This is a genomic window from Caulobacter sp. GW821-FHT10A06, assembly GCF_059415805.1.
In genome coordinates, this window is the sequence record NZ_JBWKNY010000001.1 from 174,238 (window position 1) to 200,256 (window position 26,019).

A 26,019-nucleotide genomic window follows, 5' to 3' on the forward strand; every position below is an offset into this window, starting at 1 on the left:
CATGAGCGCCGCCAAGGCCTTGCTAGCGCTTCTGGCGGCGATGGCGGTTGCGCCCAGTGCGGTGCTGGCCGGACCGCGCGTGATGTCGCTGGACTCGTGCGCTGACCAATATGTGTTGGCCCTGGCGCCGCGCGAGACCATCGTCGGCCTCTCGCATCGGGCCGTTTCGCGCGACAGCTACATGCGGGATCGGGCCGGCGGCCTGCCGCTGCGGCGGGCGACCTTCGAGAGCCTGGTGGCGGCGCGGCCCGAGGTCGTGGTCCGCCTGTGGGGCGGTGATGCGCGGCTGTCCAAGGCCTTGGAAAAGAAGAACATCACCACCGTCGCCCTGGACGACGCCGCCGACTTCGACGGCCTGCGAGCCAATGTCCGCAAGGTCGCCGTCGCCCTGGATCGCAAGCCGCAGGGCGAGGCGCTGATCGCCCGCATGGACGCCCAGTTGGCGCGTTCGGCGGGGGCAGGGCGGGGGCGGCCGGCCCTCTATCTGACGCCGGGCGGTTTCACGGCCGGCTCGGGCACCCTGGTCGACGCCATGTTCAAGGCCGCCGGCTACACGAACGCGACCAAGGGCCCGTACTTCGCCCCGGTGTCGCTGGAGCGCATGGTCATGCAGCCGCCGGCCGCGGTGGTGTTGGGCCTGTTCGACATGGTCCGTGCTGGCGCCGATCGCTGGGGACCTGGCCGCCACGCCGCGCTCCAGAAGGTCGTGAGCACCCGCACCGTGGCCTCGCTGCCTGGCTCCGTGGTCGGCTGCGCTGGCTGGTTCGCCGCCGACGGGGCCGAGGCCCTGGCGAGGGCGGCGCGATGAGCCTGCTGCGTCTTTGTCTTGTGATGCTGCTGGCCTTGGCTGGCGCGGCGATCCTGGCCGTGTCGCTGGGCGAAACGCCGTTGACCCTGGCGCAGTACGGCCTGGCCCTGAGCCATCCGGCCTCGCCGCCGGGCGAGGTGCTGTGGACCATCCGCGCGCCACGCGTGGCGGTGGCGGCCCTGGTCGGGGCGGCCCTGGGCCTGGCGGGCGCGACCATGCAGGGGCTGTTGCGCAATCCGCTGGCCGATCCTGGCGTGCTGGGCGTCTCGGCCGTCTCGGGCCTGGGCGCGGCCTTGGCCATCTCGGCCGGGTTGGCCGTCGTTCCCGGCGGCATCGAGCTGTCGGCCCTCGTCGGGGCCCTGGCCGCCGGCGCCATGGTCGTGGCCCTGGCCGCGCGGTTCAGGGAGCCTGAGGCGTTGATCCTGTTCGGCGTGGCCTTGTCGGCATTCGGCGGCGCTCTGACGGCGCTGGTCTTCAACCTCTCGCCCTCGCCGGTGGCGACGGCCGAGATCCTGGCCTGGCTGATGGGCTCGGTGCAGAACCGCGACTGGACGGACGCCGCCCGCGCCCTGATCCCGATGGTGCTGGGCGCGGCCCTGTGCATGCGGGCCGGGCAGGGGCTGCGCATGCTGACCCTGGGCGAGGAGGCCGCGCGGATGTCGGGCCTGCCGATGTCGCGCCTGCGGGTCTATGCCGTGGCCGGTTCGGCCCTGCTGACCGGCGCGGCCGTCGCAGCGGCCGGCGTGATCGGCTTTGTGGGCCTAGCCGCGCCGCATCTGGTGCGGGCGCTGGTCAAGGATGATCCCCGTCGGATCTTGTGGCCCTCGGCCCTGGCCGGGGCGCTGCTGCTGGTGCTGGCCGACCTGGCCGCCCGCCTGATCCCGACCGAGCAGGAGCTGAAGCTGGGCGTCGTCACGGCCCTGTTCGGCGCCCCGGCCTTCGCCCTGCTGGCCTGGCGCGCCTCGCGGAGTTGGCGGGCATGAGCGCCTGGACCCTCACGGATATCTCCGCCCGCCAGAGCCGCAAGACGGTGCTGGAAGCCGCCTCACTGAGCGTCGCCGCCGGCGAACTGGTCGGCGTGGTCGGCCCCAACGGCGCGGGCAAGACCAGCCTGCTACGCGCGGGCCTGGGTCTGCTGCCGCTGACGGCCGGTGAAGCGAAACTGTCGGGCAAGGCGCTGGCCGCCCTCAAGCCGGACGAACGCGCCAAGCTGGTCGGTTACCTGCCGCAGGATCGCCGCGTGGCTTGGAACCTGCCGGCTCGCATGGTCGCGGCCCTGGGCGCCAGCGACCTGGCCGATACGGCGGCCGACCTGCTGGCGCTGCAATGCCTGGACCGCGTGGGCGCCAGGGACCTCGCAGATCGCGGCGTACTGGACATGTCCGGCGGCGAGCGGGCGCGGGTGTTGCTGGCGAGGTTGCTGGCCACGCGGGCGCCACTGCTGGTCGCTGACGAGCCGGCAGCGGGGCTGGATCCTGACGCTCAGCTGCTGACGCTGGACTTGCTACGCGCCGAGGCCAAGCGTGGCGCGGCCGTCGTGGTGACGCTTCACGACCTGGGCCTGGCGGCCCGGTCCTGCGACCGGATCATCGTCGTTGATCACGGCCGCATCGTCGCCGAGGGCAAGCCGCGCGAGGCGCTGTCGCGGTTCATCCTCAGCCATGTCTTCCGGCTGGACGGCGAGCTGGTCCAGACCGACGTCGGACCGGTGCTCGCCGCGAGGCGCGCCTAGGGCTGCGCCGAGCCCATGTCGGCCGAGGCCACCGACGGCGTGTAGACATAGCCGCCGCGCTTGAGGTCGGACGACAGGGTCAGCGGGCTGACGCCGCCGTTCAGGCGAGCGCGATAGACCATGGTCGTCTCCAGGGTCCGCATCACGTAGTTGCGGGTCTCGGAGAACGGGATGCACTCGATGAAGTCCAGCGGGTCGGTCTGGGCGCCGCGCGGGTCGCCGCAGAGGCCCGCCCAGGCGGCGGGGCGTCCCGGGCCGGCGTTGTAGGCCGCGGCGGCCATGATGTACGAGCCGCTGAAGCTGCGGACCATGTCGCCCAGATAAACCGAGCCCAGGCGCATGTTGTAGGGCGCGTCCGACAGGCGATCGACGGTATGGGCCTCGCCCAGCTTGCGCGCGACGATGGCGGCGGTGGCCGGCATCAGCTGCATCATGCCGCGCGCGCCGACACCCGAGCGGGCGGCCGGGTCGAAATTGCTTTCCTGGCGCGAGATGGAATAGACGAAGGCCGTCTCGGCCGCGCCGGCGCCGGGCGTGAAGTGGTGGTCCAGCAGCGGATAGCCGCGCTCGGGCAGCATCATGCCGCGCTGGGCGGCGGTGCGGACCGCGCGCATGGCCAGGTCCTGGTCGCCATAGCCGCGCGCCATGTCGACCAGCAGGGCCGACTCCTCGGCATTGGGCAGGGTGTCGTCGATATAGAGAACCAGGCTGCGGAACAGGTCGTGCTGGCCGGTGTCGGCCAGGATCCGCGCGGCGCGGACCTGCTCGCGGCCATAGAAGCGGGCGCGGTCAGCCTGGGTGATGACCGGGTCGCGGTCCAGGCGCAGTTCCTTGATGCCGGCCTTCTCGGCGGCCAGCTGGCCGTAGAAGGTGGTGATGTAGCGCGCGCCTTCGCCATAGAAGGCCTGGGCGGCGATCAGGTCGCCTTGGGCCTCGGCCGCGCGGCCCTGCCAGTAGAGGGCGCGTCCGCGGGTAATCGGCGAGGCGCCGACGGCGGCGATCTCGGCGAAGTGGGCGGCGGCGGCGTCGGGGTTTTTCAGGCGGGTCAGGGCGATCCAGCCAGCGTAGAACTCGCTCTCGGCGATGTCGGCAGGGGCCAGAGCCCGGGTGTTGTCGGCGGCGGCGTAGGCGCCCGCGCTGTTGCCGGCCTTCAGGGCCGAGACGATCAGCTGCTTGCGTTCCTTCCAGATGGCGGTGGAGGCTTCTTCGGTCGGCGGGACCGGGAAGTTGACCACCATCGGCAGGGCCAGGGTGTCCATGCCGGCGCGGCGCAGATAGGCGGCGCGCTCGAACACCACGCCGGGCGAAGCCTGCAGGTCGGGCGTCAGGCCATTGTAGAGCGTGTTGGCGCTGGCCGAATTCGAGCGATAGGCCATGCGCACGCGGGCGGTGGCCTGTCCGGTGTCGGACAGCATGGCGACCATGTCGCGGGCGGCCGGGCCTTGTTGGCCATACAGCAGGATGTCGGCGCGGCGGGCGTAGTCGTCGGCGGTCAGCATGCCGCCGAAGCGCGCGATCATGCTGCGCTGGGCGTCGGCCTCGAACACCTTGTCGCGGAAGGTGCGGCGGATCAGGTTCGTGGCGTCTTGATTGCGGCCGGTGGCCTGCCAGGCGCTGGCCAGGGCCATGGCGCCGTCGGCCGTCACCGGCTGGGCGCCGCCGAACCAGGCGATGATGCGGGCCGGATCCAGGCCCGAGGTCGACAGCGCCTTCTCGGCGGCGGCGTCACGGCGGGCGCCGCGCGGCCAGCCCGACAGATCGCGGCGAGCGGCGTCCAGTTCGAAGAAGCTCAGGGCCTCGGCGTTGCTGTCGACTAGCTGCCACTGGGCGATCTTCTTGGCGATCGGGTCCTGCAGGCTGTCCATGGCCATACGCGCGCCCGAGACGTCGCCACGCTTGGCGGCGGCCAAGGCGGTCTGCAGGTTGGCCGAGTCGGTGTCGGACAGGGCGCCCGGGACGGCGGTCGGCGGGGTGGTGATCAGGCCGGGCTGGCTCTGGTACGGAGTCGCATAGCCCGACGTGGTCTGGGCGTCCGCGGCCCCGACGACCAAGGCCACGATGCAGGCTCCCCCGAGCAGAATCCGACGCGCCACAGACACCAAACCACTCTCCTTAACCAAGCCCCCGAAGAGCTTGTACTCGAATCTCGGGCCGTCCCCTATGCGACGATTCAGGCCCTAATAGGTTTAAAGACCGGTTGGCGGGGCTTGACCGGACCGGCTTGGCCCATCAAATCCCGCACCTGCCCCGAGGCGCCCATTGCGGGACCGAGGGGCAGGGACATATTGTCCGCCCCCATCATCCTGCCGCAACCGATGCGGCGTCTCCTCACGGCAATTTGCAAGTCATGGTCCAGTCTCACTTCAAGGGCGTCATTCCGGCCCTCGTCACGCCGCTTCGGGACGGTGAGGTGGATGAAAAAGCGTTCGTGGCCCTGGTCGAGCGCCAGATCTCGGGCGGCGTCCACGGTCTGGTGCCCGTGGGCACCACCGGCGAGACCTCGACCCTGTCGCACGAGGAGCACAAGCGCGTCGTCGAGCTGTGCGTGAAGACCGCCGCCGGCCGCGTGCCGGTGATCGCGGGCGCGGGCAGCAACTCGACCGAAGAAGCCATCATGCTGGTCCAGCACGCCAAGGCCGTTGGCGCCGACGCCACCCTGGTCGTGACCCCGTACTACAACCGTCCCAGCCAAGAGGGCATGTACCAGCACTACAAAGCGATCAACGACGCCGTGGAGCTGCCGGTGTTCGTCTACAACGTGCCGGGCCGCACGGGCGTCGACATCTCCAACGAGACCCTGGCGCGCCTGTCCAAGCTGCCCAACATCATCGGCATCAAGGACGCCACCGGCGACCTGACCCGCATCAGCATGCAGCGCCTGCTGTGCGGTCCCGACTGGGTGCTGCTGACGGGCGACGACCCCTCGGCCCTGGGCTACATGGCCCATGGCGGCCACGGCGTGATCTCGGTGACCTCGAACGTCGCCCCGGACGCCTGCGCGGCCTTCATGAATGCCTGCATGGCTGGCCAGTGGGAAACCGGCCTCTACTGGCAGGACCGCCTGGTGCGCCTGCACAAGGCCCTGTTCCTGGATTCGTCGCCGGCCCCGACCAAGTTCGCCATGGCGCAACTGGGCCTGTGCTCGGACGAGGCGCGCCTGCCCATCACCACCTGCGCCGAAGCCGTGCGTCCGATCATCTTGGAAGCCATGCGCGAGGCCGGTCTCGAGTAATGACCAAGCCGATCGCGGAGAACCGGCGCGCCCGGTACGACTACTTCATCGAGGAGGTCTTCGAGGCCGGCATCATGCTGACTGGCACCGAGGTGAAGTCTCTGCGCGTCGGCCGGGCCAATATCGCCGAGTCCTATGCGTCGGTCGAAGGGCGCGAGATCAAGCTGATCAACGCCGACATCCCGCCCTACGGCCACGCCAACCGCTTCAACCACGAGCCGCGCCGGCACCGTAAGCTGCTGCTGCATCGCAAGCAGATCGACAAGCTGATCGGCGCTGTCCAGCGCGACGGCCGGACGATGATCCCGCTGAAGCTCTATTGGAACGAGAAGGGCCTGGCGAAGCTGGAGATCGGCCTGGCCAAGGGCAAGAAGAACCACGACAAGCGCGAGACCGAAGCCGCGCGCGACTGGCAGCGCGACAAGGCCCGCCTGATGAAGAGCGGCGGCCGAGACGACTAAAGGGGGCCCTCTGCTTAGGAGAGCCCGCCCAGGGTGATGAAGCCGATGGCCAGGCCCAGGGCGAACGCGCCGGCGCTGACCAGGAGGTAGGTTCGGACTTCGGTACGCAACTGGCTACGCGTGGTCTGGGCCATGGCTAGGCTCCATCAGGTCGCGCCATCCCGGGCGCGGCAAATCAGTCCCTGATGAATATGTTAGCCCTACCAGCGGCGAAACATTGTCAACGATTGTAAAGGGTTGGCTTGAGGGGTGTTGCACGGGCTTTACGTGTTCGTCCGTCCTCAGGACTAGCGACCGCTTTCGATGCGGAAGAAGTAGATCAGCCGTCTCGTTTGAAAGGCCCGACCATGTCTCTCCACATTGCCCTGCTGCGCAGCGTTAATGCCGCTGGCGGTCGCCTGTTCACCGCCGACGAGCTGACGGGCCTGCTGACCGATCTCGGCCACACCGAAGTCCGCATGGGCCCCAAGAGCGGCGACCTGGTGTTCGAGAGCGGCGAGCGCACGGGTACAGAACTTCAGACGCAGATCGAAACCGAGCTGATGGCGCGCCTGGGCCTGCGCACCGATGTCTATGTCCGCAGCGCCGAGGCTTGGCGGGCCCTGGTCGCGGCCAACCCGTTCCCGGATTTCGCGGCGACCGATCCGGGCTGGCTGATGACCCTGTTCTGCAAGGACACCCCCGACAAGAAGGCCATGGGCGCCCTGCGTGCGGCAATCCGCGGGACCGAGCAGGCGCGGGCCGAAAGCCGCCAGATCTATGCGATCTATCCCGACGGCGTCGGCGGCTCGAAACTGACCAACAGCCTGGTCGAGAAGACCCTTGGCACGCGGATCACCGGTCGGCCGTGGACGGCGGTGCTGGCGCTCGCCGAGATGCTTGAGCCGATCTAGTCTCCCACCGGCCGTCATTCCCGCCGCAAAAGCGCGAATGACGGAGGTTGGAGGTTGATGCTGCGAACTTCAGGCCAGGACCGGCACTTCGTAGACCTTCGAGGCCACGCCGCGTTCGAACAGGTCGCCACAGATGGCGAGGGCCTGCTTGTAGGCGGTTTCGACGCTGTCGAAGTGTCCGGCCAGTCGACCGTCCTCGGTGACGACCCAACCTTCGGAGACGTGGGCGATTTCTATACGCTGGCAGTGGGCGGCGTCAGGCATGACGACGAACTCCCCGAACTAGAATCGCGCCCCTGAGCTTGAGCGCGCGTTCATCCTTAACGCGTACCCGTCGCCTTGCATTGTCAACGATTGTAAACCGTGTGCGGACATTCGTGCAAGCGATCTTATCGTCAGGGTTGCATGGTCTAGCTAGCCGTTCTCCAGCGCCAGCAGGGCGAAGGTGGCCAGCCAGTGCTCGCCCATATAGTCGCCGGACACGTGCGGGATGGCGGCGGCCAGGTGGTTGAGGGCCGCGTTGACCGCGTGGGGCTTGGCCGGGTCGGCCTCGGACATAGCGCTGGCCAGGGTGCGCCAGCACCAGGCGCGCGACAGGTTCAGGCCGTCCAGGTGGGCGATCTTTCCGTCGCTGCGGTCGCTGACCCGGACAGGGTTGAACAGCGTTGCGGGCTGCTTCTGGCCAAGATCCGGCAGGAAACGGGGGAACCAGATCTGGAACCGCTCGTGCGACAGCAGGCGGCGCATGGCCTCGGCCTCGATCAGGGCGGGCGAGAGGAAGTCGTCGCCCGACGGCTCCCAGGCCGGGCAGGCGGCGTCCTGGCCATACCAGACCAGGGCCCGGCTCTGCAGCAGGTCGAAGAACGCCTGATCGCCGGTCATCTCGGCATATTCATAGGCGAGCACCAGGGCGAAGGCGGTGTTGTAGTGCGTGCCCGTGCGGACCGGATAATCGGCGATCGGCAGGAAGGTCTCGAACCGGGCCTTGAAGGCGGCGGCCAGGGGCGCGTGTGCCTTGGCCCAGGGCCGGTCATGGCGCAGCAGTTCGGCTTGCAGCATCAGGCTCCAGGCCCAGCCGTAGGGGCGCTCGAAGCCTCGGCTCTCGGGACGGGCCAGGTAGGCGACCTCGCCGGCGACCTTGTCCGGCGTGAAGGCGTCGTCGAACAGGGCGATGATGGTCTCGGCCTCGGCCATCTCGGGGCGCAGGCGCAGCAGGGTGGCCAACAGCCAATAGCCGTGCACGCAGGAGTGCCAGTCGAAGCTGCCGAAGAAGATCGGGTGCAGCTCGCGCGGCGAGCGGACGTCGTCCGGCCCCGCCATCACGTGGTCCAGCTTATTGGGATACTCGCGTGTCAGGTGGCCCAGGGCGATCTTGGCGAAGCGCGAGGCGGTGGAGCGGGCGAGGCTCATTTGTGAAAAGCGAGGGCGTTCATCAGGACCACGTTAACGACCAGCATCAGCACCGCGGTCGGCGCCTGGGCGCGGATCACGGCGTAGCGGTCCTTCAACTGTAGCAACGCCGCCGGCACAAGGTTGAAATTGGCCGCCAGCGGCGTCAGCAGCGTGCCACAGAAGCCCGACAGCATGCCGATGGCGCAGACCACGGCCGGATCACCGCCAAAGCGGCCGATGACCAGGGGCAGGGCGATGCCGCCGGTCATCACCGGGAAGGCCGCGAACGCGTTGCCCATCATCACCGTGAACACCGCCATGCCCAGGCAGTAGGCGACGATAACGGCGAAGCGGCTGTCGACCGGCGTCAGCTGCACGGCCAGTTCGCCGATGGTCTTGCCGACGCCCGCAAGCGCGAAGACCGCGCCCAGGGCGGCCAGCATTTGGGGCAGCAGGGCGGCCCAGCCGACCAGGTCCATCAGCCGGCGGCCTTCCTGGAGCGGCGCTGACGCCGGCTGGCGGAACATGATCTTGGCCAGGATCGCCGCGACCAGGGCGGCCAGGGCCAGCGAGACCAGGGTGGCCTGCTTGGGATCGACGAACGACAGGCGCTTGAGGGTCAGGGAGCCGACCAGCACCAGCACGGGAATGACCAGAGCCGGGATGAACAGGCGCGCGCCGTATGTGGCCGCCAGGCTCTCGCGTTCGGCGGGGCTGGTGGTCTTCGGCGAGCCGACGCCCAATTGGCCGGTTCCGGCGATCAGGGCCAGGGCCAGCGCCAGAAAGCCGTTACCCAGGTCACCGAAACGGTCGCCGAACAGGAAGCTCAGGGCGAACAGGCCCCAGAAGGCGGCGTTGCCGAAGCGCTTCTTGTTTTCGCGATCCAGGGCGCTGAGCACCGCGAAGGCCGCGAACATGAGGCCGGCCAGCAGATAGACGAGCGGCAGGCCGATCATGAGCGGATCTTCCGGTCGAACAGCAGCAGTCGGCCGCCGTGGATGACGAAGGCTGCGATCGCAGACGGGATGGCCCACATCGACAGGTGCAGCGGCTCGACGGTGATGCCGCTCTGGTCCAGGAAGCCGACGATCAGCAGGATCGAGCCGATAGCCAGGAAGATGTCCTCGCCGAAGAACAGTCCGACATTGTCGGTGGCGGCGGTCATCGCCTTGACCTGTTCACGCTGTTCCTCGTCCAGCGGCTCGCCGGCGGCCTCGGCCATCGGCGCGACCAGCGGACGGACGGTCTGGGCGTGGCCGGCCACCTGGGTCATGCCCAGGGCCGCCGAGATCTGGCGCAGGGCCAGATAGGCGATCAGGAGCCGGCCCGGCGTGGCCGCCTTCAGCCCCTGGATCGTTCGGCGCGCCTGTTCGCGCAGGCCGGCGCGCTCCAGCACCGCGATGGCCGGCAGCACCAGCCAGGCGACGGTGACATAGCGGTTGGTGTTGAAGGCCTTGCCGAAGGCGGCCAGCACTTCGACCGGCGACAGGCCGGCGGCCAGGCCCGAGGTCAGGGCGGCGGCGATCACGACCAGCAGCGGATTGAAGCGCAGGGCAAAGCCCAACACGATCACCGCCACGCCCAGCAGGGTCAGCATTTGGTCCGACTCGTCCCCTCAGTTCGAAGGCACGGTCTGATGCCTGAGTGAGGCTGGCAAGCGGGCAGACGGGTTTATCGGGCCTCTTGACGGCCGCTGCCCCCGGCGCGACCCTCAAGGTAACAATGATAACCTACGGGAGGCTCACCATGGCCGATGGCGCCCTGCCTATCACGTCCCTCAAGGGCAAGGTCAGCGAAGCGGAGTGGCAGGCGCGGGTCGATCTCGCCGCCCTCTATCGTCTCGTGGCCCTGCACGGGTGGGACGACATGATCTTCACCCACATCTCGGCCCGCATCCCGGGTCCCGAGCATCATTTCCTGATCAATCCGTACGGGATGTTCTTCGGCGAGATGACCGCCTCGTGCCTGGTCAAGGTCGACCTGGACGGCAACGTCATCGACAAGACGCCGTACTACATCAATCCGGCGGGCTTCACGATCCACTCGGCCATCCACGCCGCGCGCGAGGACGCCCAGTTCGTCATGCACCTGCACAGCGACCAGGGCGTGGCGGTGTCGGCCCATGCCGAGGGCCTGCTGCCGCTGACGCAGCATTCACTGATTGTCTTGCCTCAGCTCGCCTATCACGACTATGAAGGCATTGCTCTCAACTTGGACGAGCGGGAACGGCTGGTAGCCGACCTGGGCGAGACCAAGAAGCTGATGATGCTGCGCAACCACGGCACGCTGTCGGTGGGCAGCTCGGCGGCCGAGTGCTGGTTGGGGATGTTCTTCCTGGAGCGGGCGTGCGCGCAGCAGGTCATGGCGTTGTCGATCGGACGCGAGAACGTCCTCCTGGCGCCCGACGCGGCGCAGGAGGAGGTGCGCAAGCAGGTCGGCATGGGCATGGGCATGATCGGCGGCCTGGCGTGGCCGGGCTGCCTGCGCAAGCTGGATCGCGAGCTGCCGGGCTACGCGGACTAGGCTGCGCTTCCAAGATCCTGAAAGCCGTCGCGGTCCTGGCGATCGCGGCGGCTTTTTCGTGCCCGGTCGCGGCGCTGGCCGGCGCCTGGCCGGTGGAGAGGGGGCGTACGCTCCTCATCGCCAAATACGAACAGAGCACCGCAGACCAGGGCTTCGACCCCGACGCCGTGTTGGTCGACATCGGCCATCGCCGCGACGAGGCGCTGTCGGTCTTCGTCGAGCACGGCCTGAGCCCGCGCCTGACCTTGCAGGCCAAGGTCGGCGTCACGCGCGGCCACGACCAGTGGGTCGAGTACTCCGGGCGCGGACCGGTCGAGGCCGGGCTGCGCTGGACCGTTCGGCAGGACGACCGCTCTGCCTTGGCCGTCTATGTCGGCGCGGGCGAAGCGGGGGCAGGGCGCAACGCCGGCTATGCCGCGCCGGGTCAGGGGAGCCTGGACCTGGAAGCGCGCGTGCTCTACGGCCGCTCGGGCGTCTGGAAGGGCCGCGAGGTCTATGTCGACCTGCAGGCCGCGCGGCTGAAGCGCCAGGGCCTGGCCGACGAGACCCGGATCGACACCACCCTGGGCCTGCGTCCGGCCAAGAACTGGCTGCTGTTGGCCCAGACCTATGGCGGCCAGGCCGACCGCGACACGATCAAGGCGCGCTGGCTGAAGGCCGAACTCTCCGTCGTCAGATCGATAGGAAACTGGAGCGTCCAGGCCGGATGGCGTGATACCCTCTCCGGGCGCGAAACCGCCCGAGATCGCGGCGTCGTGCTCGCTTTGTGGCGACGTCTGTAGCTTGTTTCAAAACTGAAACAGTTGGTCATCCGCGTGTCACTGGACGCCGCTTTAGGCTGCGGTGCATATCTCGCCGCACTTATAGCTTCGCCGAGTCATCGGCGCCCGGAGCGTTTTCTTGATCCGTAGGCACTTCTTCCTCGTGGTGGCCCTGGTGGCCGTGGTCCTGATGGTCGTGATCGGGGGCTGGAAGCTCGCCTTCGCCGACAAGGAGGCCAAGGGCGGCGCGGGCGGCGGTCGTGCGACCAACGTCTCGCAGACGGTGGTCGCCGAGCAGGCGTTCACCGACCGCATCGAAGTGCTGGGCGCGGCCAAGGGCCGTCAGTCGGTGACGATCACCTCCAACACCCCGGAACTGATCACCTCGGTGCACTTCAGCGACGGCCAGGCCGTCACGCGCGGCCAGGTGCTGGTTACCCTGAAGGCCGACCAGGAAGACGCCGGCATTTCGGAAGCCAAGGCCCGCCTGGCCCAGGCCGAGCGCGACTACGCCCGCTGGAAGACCCTGGCCGACAAGGGCATCGCCCCGCGCGCCACGGCCGAGCAATACCTATCCGCCCTGGAGGTCGCCAAGGCCTCGGTCGGGACCGCCCAGGCCCAGAAGCTGGACCGCGTGCTGCGCGCGCCGTTCTCGGGCCGTGTCGGCATTTCGGACGTCGCGCCGGGCATGCTGATCGCCGCCGGCACCCCGATCGTCAGCCTGGACGACGCCTCGGTGATCCGCGTCGATTTCTCGGTGCCCGATCGCTACCTCTCGACCCTGCGCGTGGGCCTGCCGATCGCGGCGCGTCCCGACGCCCTGCCGGGCGAGACCTTCCAGGGGACGATCGCCCAGATCGACACCCGCATCGATCCCGCCACCCGCGCCATCAAGGCCCGCGCCGAGTTTCCGAACGGCGGCGGCCGCCTGAAGCCGGGCATGCTGGTCAAGGTCGCCATCGACCAGGGCGTGCGCAACGCCCCTGCCGTGCCGGAAGCGGCCGTGCAGTTCGAAGGCAACCAGGCCTCGGTCTACCGCATCGCCAAGGGTCCGAAGGGCATGGTCGCCCGTCGCACCGACGTCGACACCGGCATCACCCAGAACGGCTTCGTCGAGATCCGCGGCGGCCTGAAGGCTGGCGACAAGATCGTCGCCGACGGCCTGAACCGCATCCAAGACGGCGCTCCGGTGGGCGGCGGCAAGGGCGGCCAGGGTGGCGGCCAAGGCGGCAAGGGCGAAGGCAAGAAGCGTGAAGGCAAGGCCGGCTGATGCTGTCCGACCTTTCCGTCCGTCGCCCAGTCTTCGCCGCCGTCGCGGCGATCATTCTCTGCGTCATCGGTTTCGCGGCGTTCTCGTCGCTGGCGATCCGCGAGCTGCCCAATGTCGACCCGCCCGTGGTCTCGGTCTCGACCGCCTATCGCGGCGCCTCGGCCGAAGTCATCGAAGAGCGCATCACCCAGGTGATCGAGCGCCAGGTGGCCGGCATCCAGGGCATCGACCGCGTGAACTCCAGCAGCCGTGACGGCCGCTCGCAGATCACCATCACCTTCAACCTGGACCGGGACCTGGACGCGGCCGCCAACGACGTGCGCGACGCCGTCAGCCGGGTGACCAGCAACCTGCCGGACCAGGCCGATCCGCCTCAGATCGCCAAGGCCAACGCCGACTCCTCGCCGATCATTATCCTGAACCTGACCTCGACCACGCTGGATCCGTTGCAGCTGGCCGACTATGCCGACCGCTACCTGGTCGAGCGGATGTCGACCATCGACGGCGTGGCCCAGGCCAACCTGTTCGGGGCCAAGATCTACGCCATGCGGATCTGGTTGGACGCCAACGAGATGGCCGCCCGCGGCGTGTCGGTGGATGACGTCGAGAACGCCCTCAACGCCCAGAACCTGGAACTGCCGGCCGGCTCGCTGGAAAGCGCGTCCAAGGACTTCACCATCCGCGTGGCCCGCGCCTACGCCAAGCCGGAAGAGTTCGCCCGCCTGCCGCTGCGCGCGGCTGACGCCAACGGCTTCGTGCTGCGCCTGGGCGATGTGGCCCGCATCGAGGAAGGCCCGGACGAGCGCCGCCGCCAGTTCCGCGGCAACGGCATCGACCAGGTCGGCATCGGCCTGACCCGTCAGTCGCAGGCCAACGACGTCGCCATCTCCGAGGCCGTCCGCAAGGAAGTGGACGTCATCAACCAGAGCCTGCCGCCCGGCACCAAGATGGTCGTGGCCGTGGACAACTCGATGTTCACCGCCGAGGCCATCCACGAGGTGTGGATCACCATGGGCATGTCGATCGGCCTGGTGGTGCTGGTCAACCTGATCTTCCTGGGCAGCTGGCGCTCGGCGCTGATCCCGTCGATCGTCGCGCCGATCTGCATCCTGTCGACCTTCATCGTCCTGGCCCCGCTGGGCTTCTCGCTGAACCTCCTGACCCTGCTGGCCCTGGTGCTGGCCGTCGGCCTGGTCGTCGACGACGCCATCGTGGTGGTCGAGAACATCCAGCGCCGGGTGGACGAGGGCGAGCCGGCCCTGGTCGCCGCCGAGCGCGGCACCCGCCAGGTGTTCTTCGCGGTCGTCGCCACCACCATCGTGCTGATCTCGGTGTTCGCGCCGCTGATGTTCCTGCCCGGCTATATCGGCCGCCTGTTCGTCGAGCTGGCCGTGGCCATCGCCGCCGCCGTCGGCTTCTCGGCCCTGCTGGCGCTGTCGCTGTCGCCGATGATGGCGTCCAAGCTGCTCAAGCCCGCGCACGGCGAAGGCTGGCTGGCTCGTCGCGTCGATCGGGCCATGGACGCGCTGAAGAACTCGTACCGCGCCTCGCTGGAAAGCATCCTGGGCGGCTGGTCGGCGGCGATCGCCGGCGGCATCGTGGTGCTGCTGGCGGGCTTTGCCTTCCTGCTGTTCACCCACATCCCCAAGGAGCTGGTGCCGCCGGAAGACCGTGGTCGCGTCGACATCCAGATCAGCGCGCCGGAAGGGGCGGGCTACGACTACACCGCCTCGATCGGTTCGCGCGTCGAGAAGATCATCTCGAAGTATCGCGAGAACGGCGAGGCCGAGCGCACCATCCTGACCATCCCGCGCTTTGGCCAGAACCAGTTCAACAGCGGCAACGCCGTCGTGGTCATGAAGCCCTGGGGCGAGCGCAAGAAGACCGCTGACCAGGTGGCCGCCGAGCTGAACAAGGAGCTGTCCAAGATCACCGGCGTCCGCGCCGTGGCCAGCGTCCGTGGTCCGTTCCAGCGGGGCGGCGGTGGCGGCGGTGGCGGCGGCACGAACGTCGACCTGATCGCCGTGGGCAACGACTACATCCAGCTGGCCGATTGGCTGAAGCCGATCCTGGCCGAGGCCCAGGACAATCCGGGCCTGTCGCGTCCGCGCCTGGACTACGAGCCGACCGCGCCGCGCCTGCTGGTGCAGATCGACCTGGACAAGGCCGCCACCCTGGGCGTCTCGGCCCAGTCGGTCGGTCGCGCCCTGGAGACCATGTTCGGCTCCCGCCAGGTCACGACCTACATCAAGAACGGCCAGGAATATGACGTCCTGCTGCAGACCAACCTCGACCAGCGTCGCAGCGTCGAGGACCTGAACCGGCTGAACGTCCGAACCAGCTCCGGCGCCCTGGTGCCGCTGTCGACCGTGGTGACCACGCAGCTGCGCGGCGACACCCCGGACCGTCCGCGCGTCGACCGTCTGCGCTCGGTGACCCTGACCACCCAGCTGAACCCCGGCTACACCGTCGGCGACGCCGTGACCTTCTTCCAGGACCTGGCCAACGAGCGCCAGGCGCCCGGCGTCAGCATCAAGTGGGGCGGCCAGGCCAAGGACTATCTGGAAGGCTCGGGCGGCATCGCCATCGCCTTCGGTCTGGCCCTGCTGCTGGTGTTCCTGGTGCTGGCGGCCCAGTTCGAAAGCTGGATCCACCCGGCCGTGATCATGCTGACCGTGCCGCTGGCGGCGCTGGGTGGCCTGTTCGGCCTGCTGGTCATGGGCTCGACCATCAACACCTACAGCCAGATCGGCCTGATTATCCTGGTCGGCATCGCCACCAAGAACGGCATCCTCATCGTCGAGTTCGCCAACCAGCTGCGCGACGAGGGTCTGACCGTGCGCGAGGCGGTGATCGAGGCGGCGGCCCTGCGCCTGCGTCCGATCATCATGACCTCGATCGCCGCGGCCATGGGCGCTCTGCCGCTGATGCTTTGGGCGGGCGCTGGCGCGGGAAGCCGCAAGACCATCGGTTCGGTGATCTTCACCGGCTCGATCTTCGCGACCCTGCTGACGCTGTTCATCGTTCCGGTGTTCTATGACCTGCTCGCGCGCTTCACGAAGTCGCCGGAGTGGACGGCGCGCCAGATCGAAGAGTATGAAGCCGCCGAGAAGAACGGCGAGGGGCAAACCTCGCCCGCTTAACGCAGGTGAGGAAGCATGGCTGATGGCCATCCGACGGCCAAGCGGCAGGAAATCGCTCTGCTGCGCCGTCTCGAGGAACGGATTCTGTGGTTGGCGGCGTGGACGATCCACAACGCCAACCATCTCCGCGAAAGCCGCGATGGCCTGAAGGTCGGTGGACACCAGGCCTCCTGCGCCTCGATGACCACGCTGATGACGGCCCTCTACATGAAGGCGCTGCGGCCGCAGGACCGGGTGGCGGTCAAGCCGCACGCCAGCCCCGTCTTCCACGCCATCCAGCACCTGTTCGGCCGCCAGAGCCTGGACAATCTCAAGCGTTTCCGCGCCCTGGGCGGGGCGCAGTCCTATCCCTCGCGCACCAAGGACGTGGACGACGTCGACTTCTCGACGGGCTCGGTCGGCCTGGGCGTGGCCATGACCGCCTTCGCCTCGCTGACCCAGGACTATCTGGCCGCGCGCGGGGCGGTGAAGCCGGAGAAGATGGGGCGGATGATCTCGCTGCTGGGCGACGCCGAGCTGGACGAGGGCAACATCTACGAGGCCCTGATCGAGGCCTGCAAGCACGACATTCGCAACACCTGGTGGATCGTCGACTACAACCGCCAGAGCCTGGACGCGACCACCCAGGACCGGATGTTCACCCGCTACGGCGAGATCTTCGAGGCCGCAGGCTGGACCGTCGAAACGCTGAAATGGTCCAAGCGCCAGCGCGAGGCCTTCGCCAAGCCGGGCGGCGAAACGCTGCGGGAATGGATCGAGACCGCGCCGAACGACCTGTTCTCGGCCCTGACCTACCAGGGCGGCGCGGCCTGGCGTGAGCGACTGAATGCCGACCTGGAGGGTAGTCCCAAGACCCTGGCCCTGATCGCGTCCTACAAGGACGTGGACCTGGCCGAGTTGATGACAGAGCTGGGCGGCCACTGCCTGGAGACCCTGCTGGAAGCCTTCGAGAAGGCGGGGCAGGATGACCGGCCGCGCTTCTTCATCGCCTACACCGTCAAGGGCCTACGCCTGCCGTTCCAGGGCCACAAGGACAACCATGCCGGCCTGATGACCCCGTCCCAGATCGCCGAGCTGCGCGAGCGGCTCGGCGTCGTGGAGGGTGAGGAGTGGGATCCGCTGTCGGGCCTGTCGGCTGCCGAACGCACGGCCCTGAAGGGCCTGGTCGCGCGCGCGCCGTTCACCAACGAGGTCGAGCGCCAGCATGTCGCGCCGGCCATCCCGACGCCCACGGCCGACGAACTGCTGGCCGCCGTCGCCGGCGGTGGCGAGCAGTCGACCCAGGCCGCCTTCGGCAAGGTGATGTTCGAGATCGCCGCCCGGAAGGACGAGTTCGCCGGCCGCGTCGTCACCACCTCGCCGGACGTGACGGTGTCGACCAACCTGGGCGGCTTCGTGAACCGCCGGGGCGTCTTCCAGCGCCGCGCCCACGACGACGTCTTCAAGCGCCGCCGCATCCCCTCGGCCCAGGTCTGGTCCAAGGCCGAGACCGGCCAGCATGTCGAGTTGGGCATCGCCGAGAACAACCTGTTCATCGCCCTGGCGGCGCTAGGCCTGACCGCGCCGCTGTTCGGCGAGCGGCTGTTCCCGGTCGGGACCCTGTACGACCCTTTCATCGCCCGCGGCCTCGATGCCCTGAACTACGCCTGCTACCAGGACGCCCGGTTCCTGCTAGTCGCCACACCCTCGGGCCTGACGCTGGCCCCCGAAGGCGGCGCGCACCAGTCGATCAACGCTCCGGTCATCGGCATGGCCCAGCCGGGCCTGGACACCTACGAGCCGGCCTTCGCCGACGAGACGGCGGTGCTGATGGCCCACGCCTTCGACCGCATCCAGGCCGTGGACGGCTGCTCGACCTATCTGCGCCTGTCGACACGGGTGCTGCAGCAGCCCGAGCGGATGGAGGACGCCTGGCGCCAGGGCGTGATCGACGGGGCCTATTGGCTGAAGCCTCCGGCGCCCGGCGCGCGCCTCGCCTTGGTCTACAGCGGCGCGCTGGCCCCCGAGGCCCTGGCGGCGTTCGAGGCGTTGGCCGAGGACATGCCAGAGGCCGGCCTGCTGGCCGTGACCTCGGCCGACGTGCTCCACCGCGACTGGACGGCTTCTGGCCGCGCCCGCTGGACCGGGGAGGGCGCTTGTGTCTCCACGATCGAGACCCTGCTGGCCCCGCTGGATCGCGACGCCGGCCTCGTCACCCTGACCGACGGTTCGCCGTTGGCCCTGTCATGGCTGGGTTCGGTGCGTGGACAGCGGGTGCGTGCCCTGGGCCTGGAGGTCTTCGGCCAGTCCGGCGACCTGCCGGATCTGTACGGGAAGTACCGCCTGGACGCCGACGCGATCCTGGACGCCTGCGCGGACCTGTTGGCCTAGAACCCGCCGACGATCGTCATGCCGGTCAGCAGGCGGTCGCGGAAGTGATAGGTCAGGGTCGCGCGGGTGTCGGTCCAGACGTGGCCGTCGGGGCTTTCCACCGAGTACTGGGCCTCGACCATCAGGGCGTCGGCGGTCTCTTCCAGCACCCGGATCAGCTGGATGTTCGGCACGATGGTCGCGAAGATGTGGGCGAACTGGGCCATCGTGGCTTCCAGGCCGACGAAGGGTGGGCCGCTCTCCAGCGTGTCGGGCCAGGTCACCTCGGGATGCAGCGCCGCGCGGATGCCCGCCAGGTCTTGGGCGTTGAAGGCCTCATAGGCCTCTTCCAGCACGGCCAGCAGCGCGCTCATGGTTCGTTTCCGTCCCGACCGCTGTCGTCGACGTCCTGCTCGGCGATCAGCCCCCGGTCCAAACGATACCAGACCGTGATCACATCGTCCTGCCAAAGCCCGCCGCCAGGGCCGCGCGTGACGATGTGCAGGCGGGCGCGGACGCGGTCGTCGGGTTCGCGCGTGAGCGTGATCGCGGTCAGCTCCACGCGAACGGCTTCGAACAGATGGACGAAGTGGGCGCGGATAGCGTCCAGGCCTTCCAGCATGCCGCCTTCGAGCGGATCGGCGAAGCGGGCGTCAGGCGCGTAGCACGACACGGTCGCGTCGAGGTCCCGGGCGTTGATGGCCCTTAGCAGCTGCGCGATCCGATCCTCATCGGGCGTCATGGGCCTTCAGTCCGAGTCCCCCCTGGAACCCACATCCATGCGCCAGAAAAGGCCGTCGCGGAGCGTGTAACAATGCCGCACGCACATGTCCGACCATAGCTGGCCATTGCGGTTCCAGACCACCTGGTTGGCGTCCACGATGATGCGGTCGTCGTCATCCAGATGGACCTCGACCGGCGTGGTTTCCACCCGGATCGCGGCGTCGTTGTAGGCCCAGTACGCGCGAACCGCCTCGGGCGAGGTCAGCACGCCGCCTCGCGTGGCGTCCGGCCACTGTAGGTCCGGTGCGACCAGGGCGCTGAACGCCGCGAAGTCGCGCCGCTGGTTGGCGTCGTAGAGGCGCTGGACCAGCGCCTCGATCTCGGGCGGGGCCGGGCGCATCGCTTACGGAGCCGGTTTGTAGCCGGTCTCGACCTTCAGATAGGCGATCAGGTCGATGCGGTCCTTGGCGTCGTGGATGCCCGCGAAGGTCATCTTGGTGCCGGGCAGGAACTCGCGCGGGCTCGACAGCCACTTGTCCAGATGTTCGGCGTCCCAGGTGAAGCCGGCGCTCTTCACCGCCTCGGAATAGGCGTAGCCGGGCTTGGAGCCGACCTTGCGGCCGAACACGCCATAGAGGTTGGGGCCGGTCATGTCCGGGCCGCCCTCGGTGATGGTGTGGCACGAGCGGCAGAAGGCGAACTTGCTCTGGCCGTTCGACAGGTCGCCGGTGTTGTACGGGGCGGGGAGGGCGGCCAGGGCCGCGGCCTTGTCGGCGTCGGTGACCTTGGGCGCGGACGCCGGTGCGTCGGCGGGGGCGTCCGCCGAGCTGCCGCCGTCCTTCGAACAGGCTGAAACGGTCAGGCAGAGGGCCGCGACGACGGCCAGTTTCACAGTACGCATGATGGTCCCCGACTGACGTTTCGCCGCACGGTCTGCGACCGCGCGACGCATTCCAAACCCTTATAAAATCAGGGCCGCGGGCTTGTCACGGAACAATGTTCCTTAATCTAAGCTTGGCCGCGCCCCTGCGACAATCGCCGGTATCTACGTGATTCTTCACACGAAAAGTGAAATCGCAAACCGTGGGTCTGCACATAACTGTTTGACGAGCGTTAACCATAAAATCTACCACTTTTCTCACCGGAGCGGGCTGGCTCCGGACGGGCAGGGAAGAACGACCATGGACTGGAGCGAAGAGCGGACCGCCACCCTCAAGAAGCTGTGGCTCGAAGGCCTCAGCGCGAGCCAGGTGGCCCGTCAACTGGGCGGCGTCAGCCGTAGCGCGGTGATCGGCAAGGTCCACCGCCTAGGCATCACCGTCCGCGAAGTTCCGGTGCGCCAGCGCGTCACCAGCGTCCGTGTTTCGTCGCGGATCCCGGCGCGCCGACCGACCCGCGAGACCACCGCCGCGCCCCACGTCGCGCCGCGCCTGGAGCGCACCGAAGAAGACCTGCTGCCGACCTCGGGCATCCTGGAGCTGGGCGCCCACTCGTGCCGCTGGCCGATCGGCAATCCGGAAGGCGACGACTTCGGCTTCTGCGGCCGCCCCAAGCTGACCAGCCGCGGGTCCTACTGCGAGCAGCACACGGCCGGCGCCTTCCGCCGCCTGGGCAATGCCAAGGCCGTCGAGGCCTGGGCGCTGAAGGGCCTCAAGGAACGCGTCCAGCCCAGCCAGATCTAGGCCCGGTTCCGACCTTCCTTCCGCACGACTTTCTCATTTTCCTCGAGATCACCGAGTAGAACCCCCATGAACATGGTCCTGATCGAGAACGCCGCCGGCAGCAGCCAAGTGATCACCATCATCGAGGAGTTCGCCGGCCACTCGGTGTCGCGCGATCTGAACCCCGGCGACCACGCCAGCATCCCTGTCACCCAGTTCAAGTCGATCACCGTCCGTGAGACGTATCCGGACGATTGGTTGACCCGCGGCGTCACCCGCAACCGCGCCGCCGCCTGACTAGGGGCTCGCGCCTGAGACCGGTAACACCGGGCAAGCGCATTTCACCGCTCGGGTTTCGCGCTTAAATTGAAAGAGATGACCCCGCGAAGCCTTTCGCGGGGTTTTTCGTTTGGCCTAGGGGCGCCGCAGATTGCGTGACCGTTAACCTTATGAGACACAGAGCGCCGCTTTGGGGGGCGAAACGACTATGCGTAAGGGGGATGAGCGCGCCGGCTTGGTCGAGGACCACGCCCTGCCGCTGCCGAGCTATCTGAGTTACTTGCTTTATCAGACCGAGCAGCATCGCCGCGCGGTCGCCGCCGACCTGTTGGCGCAACACGGCCTGACCTTCGCCAAGTGGGTGGCGATGATCTCTCTGCGTCGGTTCGGCGACCTGTCGATGACCCGGCTGGCCAAGCTGGCGGCCACCGATCGCACGACCCTGACCCGTTCGATCGACAGCCTGATCGCCGACGGCCTGGTGGCGCGGGAAGCCTCGCCCAGCGACCGCCGGATCGTCGTCGTGTGCCTGACTGACACCGGTCGCAACCTGCTGGAAAAGATCCGCGGCGAGATCCGTCCGCTGAACCGCGAGATCTGCGCCAACCTGACCCCGGAAGAGCAGGCGGCCATGACCGGCTACCTGCAGAAGATGCTGACCGGCCTGATCGTCGAACCGGAATGGAAGCAGGACGTGATCGGCTTCAGCACCCCGGCGCCGCCGGAGACGGCTTGAGGGTCCGTCCTCGTCCTTCGACAGGCTCAGGATGAGGACTACTTTTGACGGCGGTTCACTAGAAACCTCATCCTGAGCTTGTCGAAGGACGAGGTTTCGGCCGTTCAGTCGTCGAACTTCACCCGTCCGCGTCCGGACTTCACGGTCCCGCGCTTGGCCTTGCCGTCCAGGCGCTTGAGCTTGCTGGAATAGGTCGGCTTGGTCGCCTTGCGCGGCTTGGGCCGTTCGGTGGCGCGGCGGATCAGGTCGACCAGGCGCTCCTGGGCGTCCTGGCGGTTCATTTCCTGCGAGCGCGAGCCTTGCGAGAACAGGATCAGCACGCCGTCCTGCGTCAGGCGGCTGCCGGCCAGGGTCTCGAGCCGCGCCTTGACGTCCTCGGGCAGGGCCGGGGAGTTGCGGACATCGAACCGCAGCTCGATCGCCGTCGAGGTCTTGTTGACGTGCTGGCCGCCGGGACCGGAAGCGCGCGTGGCCTTCCAGACCAGCTCGTCCTCGTCGATCCGCAGCCAGGAGGTGATCTCGATCATCTTGGGGCGATCTTGGGCGGCGCTACGCGCTTGGCTTTCACCACCAGCTGATCCAGCGCCTGCAGGAAGCGCGAGCGGTCGGCGTTGGCGAAGGCGGCGGGGCCCTTGGTGACCTCGCCCATCGAGCGCAGGTGCTCGCCGATGGACCGTGAGGCCAGGGCCGAGCCGATCATGTCGGGGCTGAACACCCGGCCGTTCGGGGCCAGCGCCGCGCCGCCGGCCTTCAGCACCCGGTCGGCCAGGGGGATGTCGTTGGTCACCACCACGTCGCCCGGCCCGCAGCGCTCGGCGATCCAGTCGTCGGCGACGTCCGGCCCGGCGTCGACCACGATCTGCTCGATCACCGGCGTCGCGGGCACCCGGATCCAGCTGTTGGACACCACGAAGGTCTTGAAGCCGTGGCGAGCGGCGACCTTGTAGGCCTCGTCCTTCACGGGGCAGGCGTCGGCGTCGATGAAGAGGATGGCGGTCATCGACCTGAAGCCTACCGGAAAGGGGACCTGGAAGAGAATGGTGCCGGCTGAGGGGATCGAACCCCCGACCTTCGGTTTACAAAACCGCTGCACTACCGCTGTGCTAAGCCGGCGTTTCATGGGTCGATGACCCGAGGCAGGGCTTATGCCGTTTGCCGGGGCGGACGGCAAGGGCGCCTCACAGATCGAACCGCACCCCTTGAGCCAGCGGCAATGCCCCGGAATAGTTCACCGTCGCGGTCTGGCGGCGCATGTACTGCTTCCAGCTGTCGGAGCCGCTTTCGCGGCCGCCGCCGGTTTCCTTCTCGCCGCCGAACGCGCCGCCGATCTCCGCGCCCGAGGGGCCGATATTGACGTTAGCGATGCCGCAGTCGCTGCCGGCGGCCGACAGGAAGGCTTCGGCCTCGCGGACGTCGTTGGTCATGATGCAGGAGGACAGGCCTTGCGGGACGTCGTTCTGGATCGTCACGGCTTCGTCGAAGTCGCCGTAGGGCACGACATGCAGCAGCGGCGCGAAGGTCTCGCGCTGCATGCAGGGCGCCGGCGCGGCGAGGCGGGCCAGGGCGGGGCGCACATAGAAGGCGTCGGGGTGCTCGTCGATCAGCAGGCGTTCGCCGCCGCTGACGGTTCCGCCCTCGGCGCGGACCTGGTTCATGGCCTCGACGAAGGCGTCATAGGCGGCCTTGTCGATCAGCGGGCCCAGCAGGGTCTTGGCCTCACGCGGATCGCCGACCGGCAGGCGCTGGAAGGCCGTGTCGACGGCGCCGGCGACCTTGTCGACGAGGCTCTCGTGGACGATCAGCCGGCGCAAGCTGGTGCAGCGCTGGCCCGCCGTGCCGGCCGCCGAGAAGACGATGGCGCGCAGGGCCAGGGACAGGTCCGCCGAGGGCGTGACGATCATGGCGTTGTTGCCGCCCAGTTCCAGGATCGAGCGGCCGAACCGCTCGGCGACCAGCGGCGCGAGCGCCTTGCCCATGCGGGTCGAGCCGGTGGCGCTGACCAGGGCGATGCGCGGATCGCGGGCCAGACGCTCGCCGGCGTCGCGGCCGCCCAGGACGACGGAGCACAGGCCCTCGGGCGCATCCTCGAAGCGGGCAAGAGCGCGCTGCAGGATGGCGTAGGTCGCGAGCGCCGTCAGGGGTGTCTTCTCGGACGGCTTCCAGATCACCGGATCGCCGCAGACCAAAGCGAGGCAGGCGTTCCAGGCCCAGACGGCGACCGGGAAGTTGAAGGCGCTGATCACCAGCACCGGTCCCAGCGGGTGCCAGGTCTCGCGCATGGCGTGGCCGGGGCGCTCCGACGCGATGGTCAGGCCGTGCAGCTGGCGGGAAAGACCGACGGCGAAGTCGCAGATGTCGATCATCTCCTGGACCTCGCCGGCGGCCTCGGAGGCGATCTTGCCGGCCTCCAGGGTGACCAGGGCGGCGAGGTCGGCCTTGGCGGCGCGCAGTTCTTCGCCGAACAGGCGGACCAGTTCGCCCCGACGCGGAGCGGGAACGATGCGCCAGGCGGCGAAGGCATGGCAGGCGGCCGAGACCTTGGCGCCGATCTCGCGGGCGTCGTCGAAGGCGACGTGGGTCAGGACCTGGCCGTCGATCGGGCTGCGGACCGGGTGACCTGCGTCAGCGGGAAGCGCGGGCACGCCCAGTTGGCTCAGCAGGTCACGGGCATGGGCGGCGGGAGAGGGCTGGCTCATGAGGCGAGGACACGCCGGCGCCATCGAACGGTCAACCCCTCGGCGTTGCGAGTCTCGTCTCCAAACGGTAGGGACGGGCCAAGCAGGAGAACGACCATGGCCCAGGGCAAACTCATCGACGGCAAGGCCTTCGCGGCCGATCTGCGGGCCAAGGTCGCGCAGGAAGTCGCGGCGCTGAAGGCCGAGCATGGCCTGACCCCCGGCCTGGCCGTCGTGCTGGTCGGCGAGGATCCGGCCAGCCAGGTCTATGTTCGCAGCAAGGGCCAGCAGACGGAAGAGGCGGGGATGTACTCCGAGACCCACCGCCTGCCGGCCGAGACGACCCAAGACGAACTGCTGGCCGTGGTCGCCAAGCTGAATGCCGATCCGAAGATCCACGGCGTGCTGGTGCAGTTCCCGGTGCCGTCGCACATCAACCAGATGGACGTCGTGGCGGCCCTGTCGCCGGACAAGGACGTCGACGGCCTGACCGTGACCAATGCCGGTCGCCTGGCCAGCGGCCTGCCGGCCCTGGCGCCCTGCACGCCGACGGGCTGCATGATGCTGATCAAGGACGTGATCGGCGACCCGAAGGGCAAGAACGCCGTGGTGATCGGGCGTTCGAACCTGATGGGCAAGCCGATGGCCCAGATGCTGCTGGCCGCCGACTGCACGGTGACCATCGCCCACTCGCGCAGCCAGGACCTGCCGGGGATCGTGCGCCAGGCCGACATCGTCGTGGCCGCCGTGGGCCGGGCCGAGATGGTCAAGGCCGACTGGATCAAGCCGGGCGCGGTGGTGATCGACGTCGGCATCACCCGCTTCCCGGCTCGCGATCCGGAAGCCGCCGCGGCCGGCAAGACCCGGCTTGTCGGCGACGTCGCCTTCGACGAGGTTAGGGAAATCGCCGGCGCCATCACGCCGGTTCCGGGGGGAGTCGGGCCGATGACCATCGCTTGCTTGCTGGCCAACACGCTGACGGCGGCCAAACGCCTGTCGGGGATCGCCTGATGCGGAGGGCGTTCGTCGTTGTAGCGTCCGCCCTTTTCCTCACCGCTTGCGGGGCCAAGACCCCGCCGCCGCCCACGCCTGAACAGGCGGCGGCGCTGCGCCCGACCAACGCCAAGCTGGCCGGGCTCTACGAGACCTCATGCCACGCCTGCCACGCGACGCCCGGCACGGGCGCGCCGCTGGTCCATGACCACGCCGCCTGGGACCCGCGCTGGAAGCAGGGCGAGGCCGTGCTGCTGGACCACACCATCCAGGGCTTCAACGCCATGCCGGCCACCGGACAGTGCGTGGCTTGCACACCGGATGATTTCCGGGGTCTGATCCGATTCATGGCGGGGCGCGAAGACTCCGGCAAATAGGCGAGGAGCGG

At 68.6% G+C, this 26,019-nt stretch carries 29 protein-coding genes and 1 tRNA gene; 16 read left to right on the forward strand and 14 right to left on the reverse strand.

The window, feature by feature from the left end:
- Position 1 precedes the first annotated feature (1 nt).
- Genes AC07NF_RS00725 through AC07NF_RS00735 form a run of 3 tightly spaced genes read left to right on the forward strand, consistent with a single transcriptional unit; the run spans position 2 to position 2,540 of the window.
- The gene (locus AC07NF_RS00725) at positions 2-808 is read left to right on the forward strand and encodes an ABC transporter substrate-binding protein (RefSeq protein WP_494632483.1); all 807 of its coding nucleotides are present in this window, start codon (positions 2-4) and stop codon (positions 806-808) included.
- Complete coding sequence (locus AC07NF_RS00730) at positions 751-1,791, forward strand: FecCD family ABC transporter permease (RefSeq protein ID WP_494632805.1); 1,041 nt, start codon at positions 751-753, stop codon at positions 1,789-1,791. Before AC07NF_RS00725 ends, AC07NF_RS00730 begins: the two co-directional genes overlap by 58 nt.
- Positions 1,788-2,540, forward strand: coding sequence for an ABC transporter ATP-binding protein (locus tag AC07NF_RS00735; RefSeq protein WP_494632482.1), 753 nt, complete (start codon positions 1,788-1,790; stop codon positions 2,538-2,540). The genes AC07NF_RS00730 and AC07NF_RS00735 overlap by 4 nt, the downstream gene beginning before the upstream one ends.
- On the opposite strand, the gene AC07NF_RS00740 is transcribed toward AC07NF_RS00735, so the two are convergent.
- A complete protein-coding gene (locus AC07NF_RS00740; RefSeq protein WP_494632481.1) occupies positions 2,537-4,642 on the reverse strand; it encodes a lytic transglycosylase domain-containing protein in 2,106 nt (701 codons plus the stop codon). The genes AC07NF_RS00735 and AC07NF_RS00740 overlap by 4 nt on opposite strands.
- A gap of 245 nt (positions 4,643-4,887) precedes the next feature.
- Between AC07NF_RS00740 and dapA the strand changes: the two genes are divergently transcribed.
- A complete protein-coding gene (gene dapA, locus AC07NF_RS00745; RefSeq protein WP_494632480.1) occupies positions 4,888-5,772 on the forward strand; it encodes a 4-hydroxy-tetrahydrodipicolinate synthase in 885 nt (294 codons plus the stop codon).
- Positions 5,772-6,233 (forward strand): SsrA-binding protein SmpB, encoded by a 462-nt coding sequence (gene smpB / locus AC07NF_RS00750; protein WP_454716805.1) that lies wholly within the window; start codon positions 5,772-5,774, stop codon positions 6,231-6,233. Before dapA ends, smpB begins: the two co-directional genes overlap by 1 nt.
- 14 nt (positions 6,234-6,247) lie before the next feature.
- Here the strand turns inward: smpB and AC07NF_RS00755 are convergent, their stop codons facing one another.
- A complete protein-coding gene (locus tag AC07NF_RS00755) occupies positions 6,248-6,367 on the reverse strand; it encodes a hypothetical protein (protein WP_494632479.1) in 120 nt (39 codons plus the stop codon).
- A 213-nt stretch (positions 6,368-6,580) separates the two neighbouring features.
- Here AC07NF_RS00755 and AC07NF_RS00760 point away from each other — a divergent pair, with 213 nt between their 5' ends.
- The gene (locus AC07NF_RS00760; protein WP_494632478.1) at positions 6,581-7,126 is read left to right on the forward strand and encodes a DUF1697 domain-containing protein; all 546 of its coding nucleotides are present in this window, start codon (positions 6,581-6,583) and stop codon (positions 7,124-7,126) included.
- 69 nt (positions 7,127-7,195) lie between these two features.
- Here AC07NF_RS00760 and AC07NF_RS00765 read toward each other — a convergent pair whose 3' ends face one another.
- The 4 genes from AC07NF_RS00765 to AC07NF_RS00780 form a co-directional block, all read right to left on the reverse strand.
- On the reverse strand, positions 7,196-7,390 hold the full coding sequence (locus AC07NF_RS00765) for a hypothetical protein (protein ID WP_492811588.1): 195 nt from the start codon (positions 7,388-7,390) through the stop codon (positions 7,196-7,198).
- A 150-nt stretch (positions 7,391-7,540) separates the two neighbouring features.
- On the reverse strand, positions 7,541-8,536 hold the full coding sequence (locus AC07NF_RS00770; protein WP_494632477.1) for a DUF2891 domain-containing protein: 996 nt from the start codon (positions 8,534-8,536) through the stop codon (positions 7,541-7,543).
- Positions 8,533-9,474, reverse strand: a complete 942-nt coding sequence (locus AC07NF_RS00775; RefSeq protein ID WP_494632475.1) for a DUF979 domain-containing protein — start codon at positions 9,472-9,474, stop codon at positions 8,533-8,535. Before AC07NF_RS00775 ends, AC07NF_RS00770 begins: the two co-directional genes overlap by 4 nt.
- Positions 9,471-10,115 carry a DUF969 domain-containing protein gene (locus tag AC07NF_RS00780; protein WP_494632474.1) on the reverse strand — a complete coding sequence of 215 codons (645 nt, stop codon included), beginning with the start codon at positions 10,113-10,115 and terminating at the stop codon, positions 9,471-9,473. Before AC07NF_RS00780 ends, AC07NF_RS00775 begins: the two co-directional genes overlap by 4 nt.
- A 149-nt stretch (positions 10,116-10,264) precedes the next feature.
- Here AC07NF_RS00780 and AC07NF_RS00785 point away from each other — a divergent pair, with 149 nt between their 5' ends.
- From AC07NF_RS00785 to AC07NF_RS00805, 5 genes are all read left to right on the forward strand, one after another.
- Positions 10,265-11,041 (forward strand): class II aldolase/adducin family protein, encoded by a 777-nt coding sequence (locus AC07NF_RS00785; protein WP_494632473.1) that lies wholly within the window; start codon positions 10,265-10,267, stop codon positions 11,039-11,041.
- Positions 10,987-11,823, forward strand: a complete 837-nt coding sequence (locus AC07NF_RS00790) for a hypothetical protein (RefSeq protein ID WP_494632471.1) — start codon at positions 10,987-10,989, stop codon at positions 11,821-11,823. The genes AC07NF_RS00785 and AC07NF_RS00790 overlap by 55 nt, the downstream gene beginning before the upstream one ends.
- A 118-nt stretch (positions 11,824-11,941) precedes the next feature.
- Positions 11,942-13,072: an efflux RND transporter periplasmic adaptor subunit gene (locus AC07NF_RS00795; RefSeq protein WP_494632469.1), complete on the forward strand. Its 1,131-nt coding sequence runs from the start codon at positions 11,942-11,944 to the stop codon at positions 13,070-13,072.
- A complete protein-coding gene (locus AC07NF_RS00800) occupies positions 13,072-16,215 on the forward strand; it encodes an efflux RND transporter permease subunit (protein ID WP_492811577.1) in 3,144 nt (1,047 codons plus the stop codon). The genes AC07NF_RS00795 and AC07NF_RS00800 overlap by 1 nt, the downstream gene beginning before the upstream one ends.
- Positions 16,216-16,230: 15 nt before the next feature.
- Entirely contained in the window at positions 16,231-18,585 is a 2,355-nt protein-coding gene (locus AC07NF_RS00805) for a thiamine pyrophosphate-binding protein (RefSeq protein ID WP_494632467.1), read from the forward strand.
- Here AC07NF_RS00805 and AC07NF_RS00810 read toward each other — a convergent pair.
- Genes AC07NF_RS00810 through AC07NF_RS00825 form a run of 4 tightly spaced genes read right to left on the reverse strand, consistent with a single transcriptional unit; the run spans position 18,582 to position 20,188 of the window.
- Positions 18,582-18,938 (reverse strand): nuclear transport factor 2 family protein, encoded by a 357-nt coding sequence (locus AC07NF_RS00810; protein ID WP_494632465.1) that lies wholly within the window; start codon positions 18,936-18,938, stop codon positions 18,582-18,584. The genes AC07NF_RS00805 and AC07NF_RS00810 overlap by 4 nt on opposite strands.
- Positions 18,935-19,306, reverse strand: coding sequence for a nuclear transport factor 2 family protein (locus AC07NF_RS00815; protein ID WP_492811574.1), 372 nt, complete (start codon positions 19,304-19,306; stop codon positions 18,935-18,937). The genes AC07NF_RS00810 and AC07NF_RS00815 overlap by 4 nt, the downstream gene beginning before the upstream one ends.
- A 6-nt stretch (positions 19,307-19,312) precedes the next feature.
- Positions 19,313-19,687, reverse strand: coding sequence for a nuclear transport factor 2 family protein (locus AC07NF_RS00820; RefSeq protein ID WP_492811573.1), 375 nt, complete (start codon positions 19,685-19,687; stop codon positions 19,313-19,315).
- 3 nt (positions 19,688-19,690) lie between these two features.
- Positions 19,691-20,188 carry a c-type cytochrome gene (locus AC07NF_RS00825; RefSeq protein WP_494632457.1) on the reverse strand — a complete coding sequence of 166 codons (498 nt, stop codon included), beginning with the start codon at positions 20,186-20,188 and terminating at the stop codon, positions 19,691-19,693.
- A 280-nt stretch (positions 20,189-20,468) separates the two neighbouring features.
- On the opposite strand from AC07NF_RS00825, the gene AC07NF_RS00830 reads away from it, so the two are divergent.
- From AC07NF_RS00830 to AC07NF_RS00840, 3 genes are all read left to right on the forward strand, one after another.
- Positions 20,469-20,969, forward strand: coding sequence for a GcrA family cell cycle regulator (locus AC07NF_RS00830; RefSeq protein WP_494632456.1), 501 nt, complete (start codon positions 20,469-20,471; stop codon positions 20,967-20,969).
- A 66-nt stretch (positions 20,970-21,035) separates the two neighbouring features.
- Entirely contained in the window at positions 21,036-21,245 is a 210-nt protein-coding gene (locus AC07NF_RS00835; protein ID WP_492811570.1) for a hypothetical protein, read from the forward strand.
- Positions 21,246-21,435: 190 nt separating this feature from the next.
- Positions 21,436-21,963 carry a MarR family winged helix-turn-helix transcriptional regulator gene (locus AC07NF_RS00840; RefSeq protein ID WP_492811569.1) on the forward strand — a complete coding sequence of 176 codons (528 nt, stop codon included), beginning with the start codon at positions 21,436-21,438 and terminating at the stop codon, positions 21,961-21,963.
- 104 nt (positions 21,964-22,067) lie between these two features.
- On the opposite strand, the gene arfB is transcribed toward AC07NF_RS00840, so the two are convergent.
- The 4 genes from arfB to amaB form a co-directional block, all read right to left on the reverse strand.
- Positions 22,068-22,490, reverse strand: coding sequence for an alternative ribosome rescue aminoacyl-tRNA hydrolase ArfB (gene arfB, locus AC07NF_RS00845; protein ID WP_454716787.1), 423 nt, complete (start codon positions 22,488-22,490; stop codon positions 22,068-22,070).
- Positions 22,487-22,963, reverse strand: coding sequence for a YaiI/YqxD family protein (locus AC07NF_RS00850; RefSeq protein ID WP_494632454.1), 477 nt, complete (start codon positions 22,961-22,963; stop codon positions 22,487-22,489). Before AC07NF_RS00850 ends, arfB begins: the two co-directional genes overlap by 4 nt.
- A 38-nt stretch (positions 22,964-23,001) precedes the next feature.
- Positions 23,002-23,076 (reverse strand) — tRNA-Thr (locus AC07NF_RS00855).
- A gap of 65 nt (positions 23,077-23,141) precedes the next feature.
- Positions 23,142-24,659, reverse strand: a complete 1,518-nt coding sequence (gene amaB / locus AC07NF_RS00860) for an L-piperidine-6-carboxylate dehydrogenase (protein WP_494632452.1) — start codon at positions 24,657-24,659, stop codon at positions 23,142-23,144.
- 96 nt (positions 24,660-24,755) lie between these two features.
- Here amaB and folD point away from each other — a divergent pair, with 96 nt between their 5' ends.
- Positions 24,756-25,649, forward strand: a complete 894-nt coding sequence (gene folD, locus AC07NF_RS00865; RefSeq protein WP_494632450.1) for a bifunctional methylenetetrahydrofolate dehydrogenase/methenyltetrahydrofolate cyclohydrolase FolD — start codon at positions 24,756-24,758, stop codon at positions 25,647-25,649.
- Positions 25,649-26,008, forward strand: coding sequence for a c-type cytochrome (locus AC07NF_RS00870; protein ID WP_494632449.1), 360 nt, complete (start codon positions 25,649-25,651; stop codon positions 26,006-26,008). The genes folD and AC07NF_RS00870 overlap by 1 nt, the downstream gene beginning before the upstream one ends.
- Positions 26,009-26,019 lie beyond the last annotated feature (11 nt).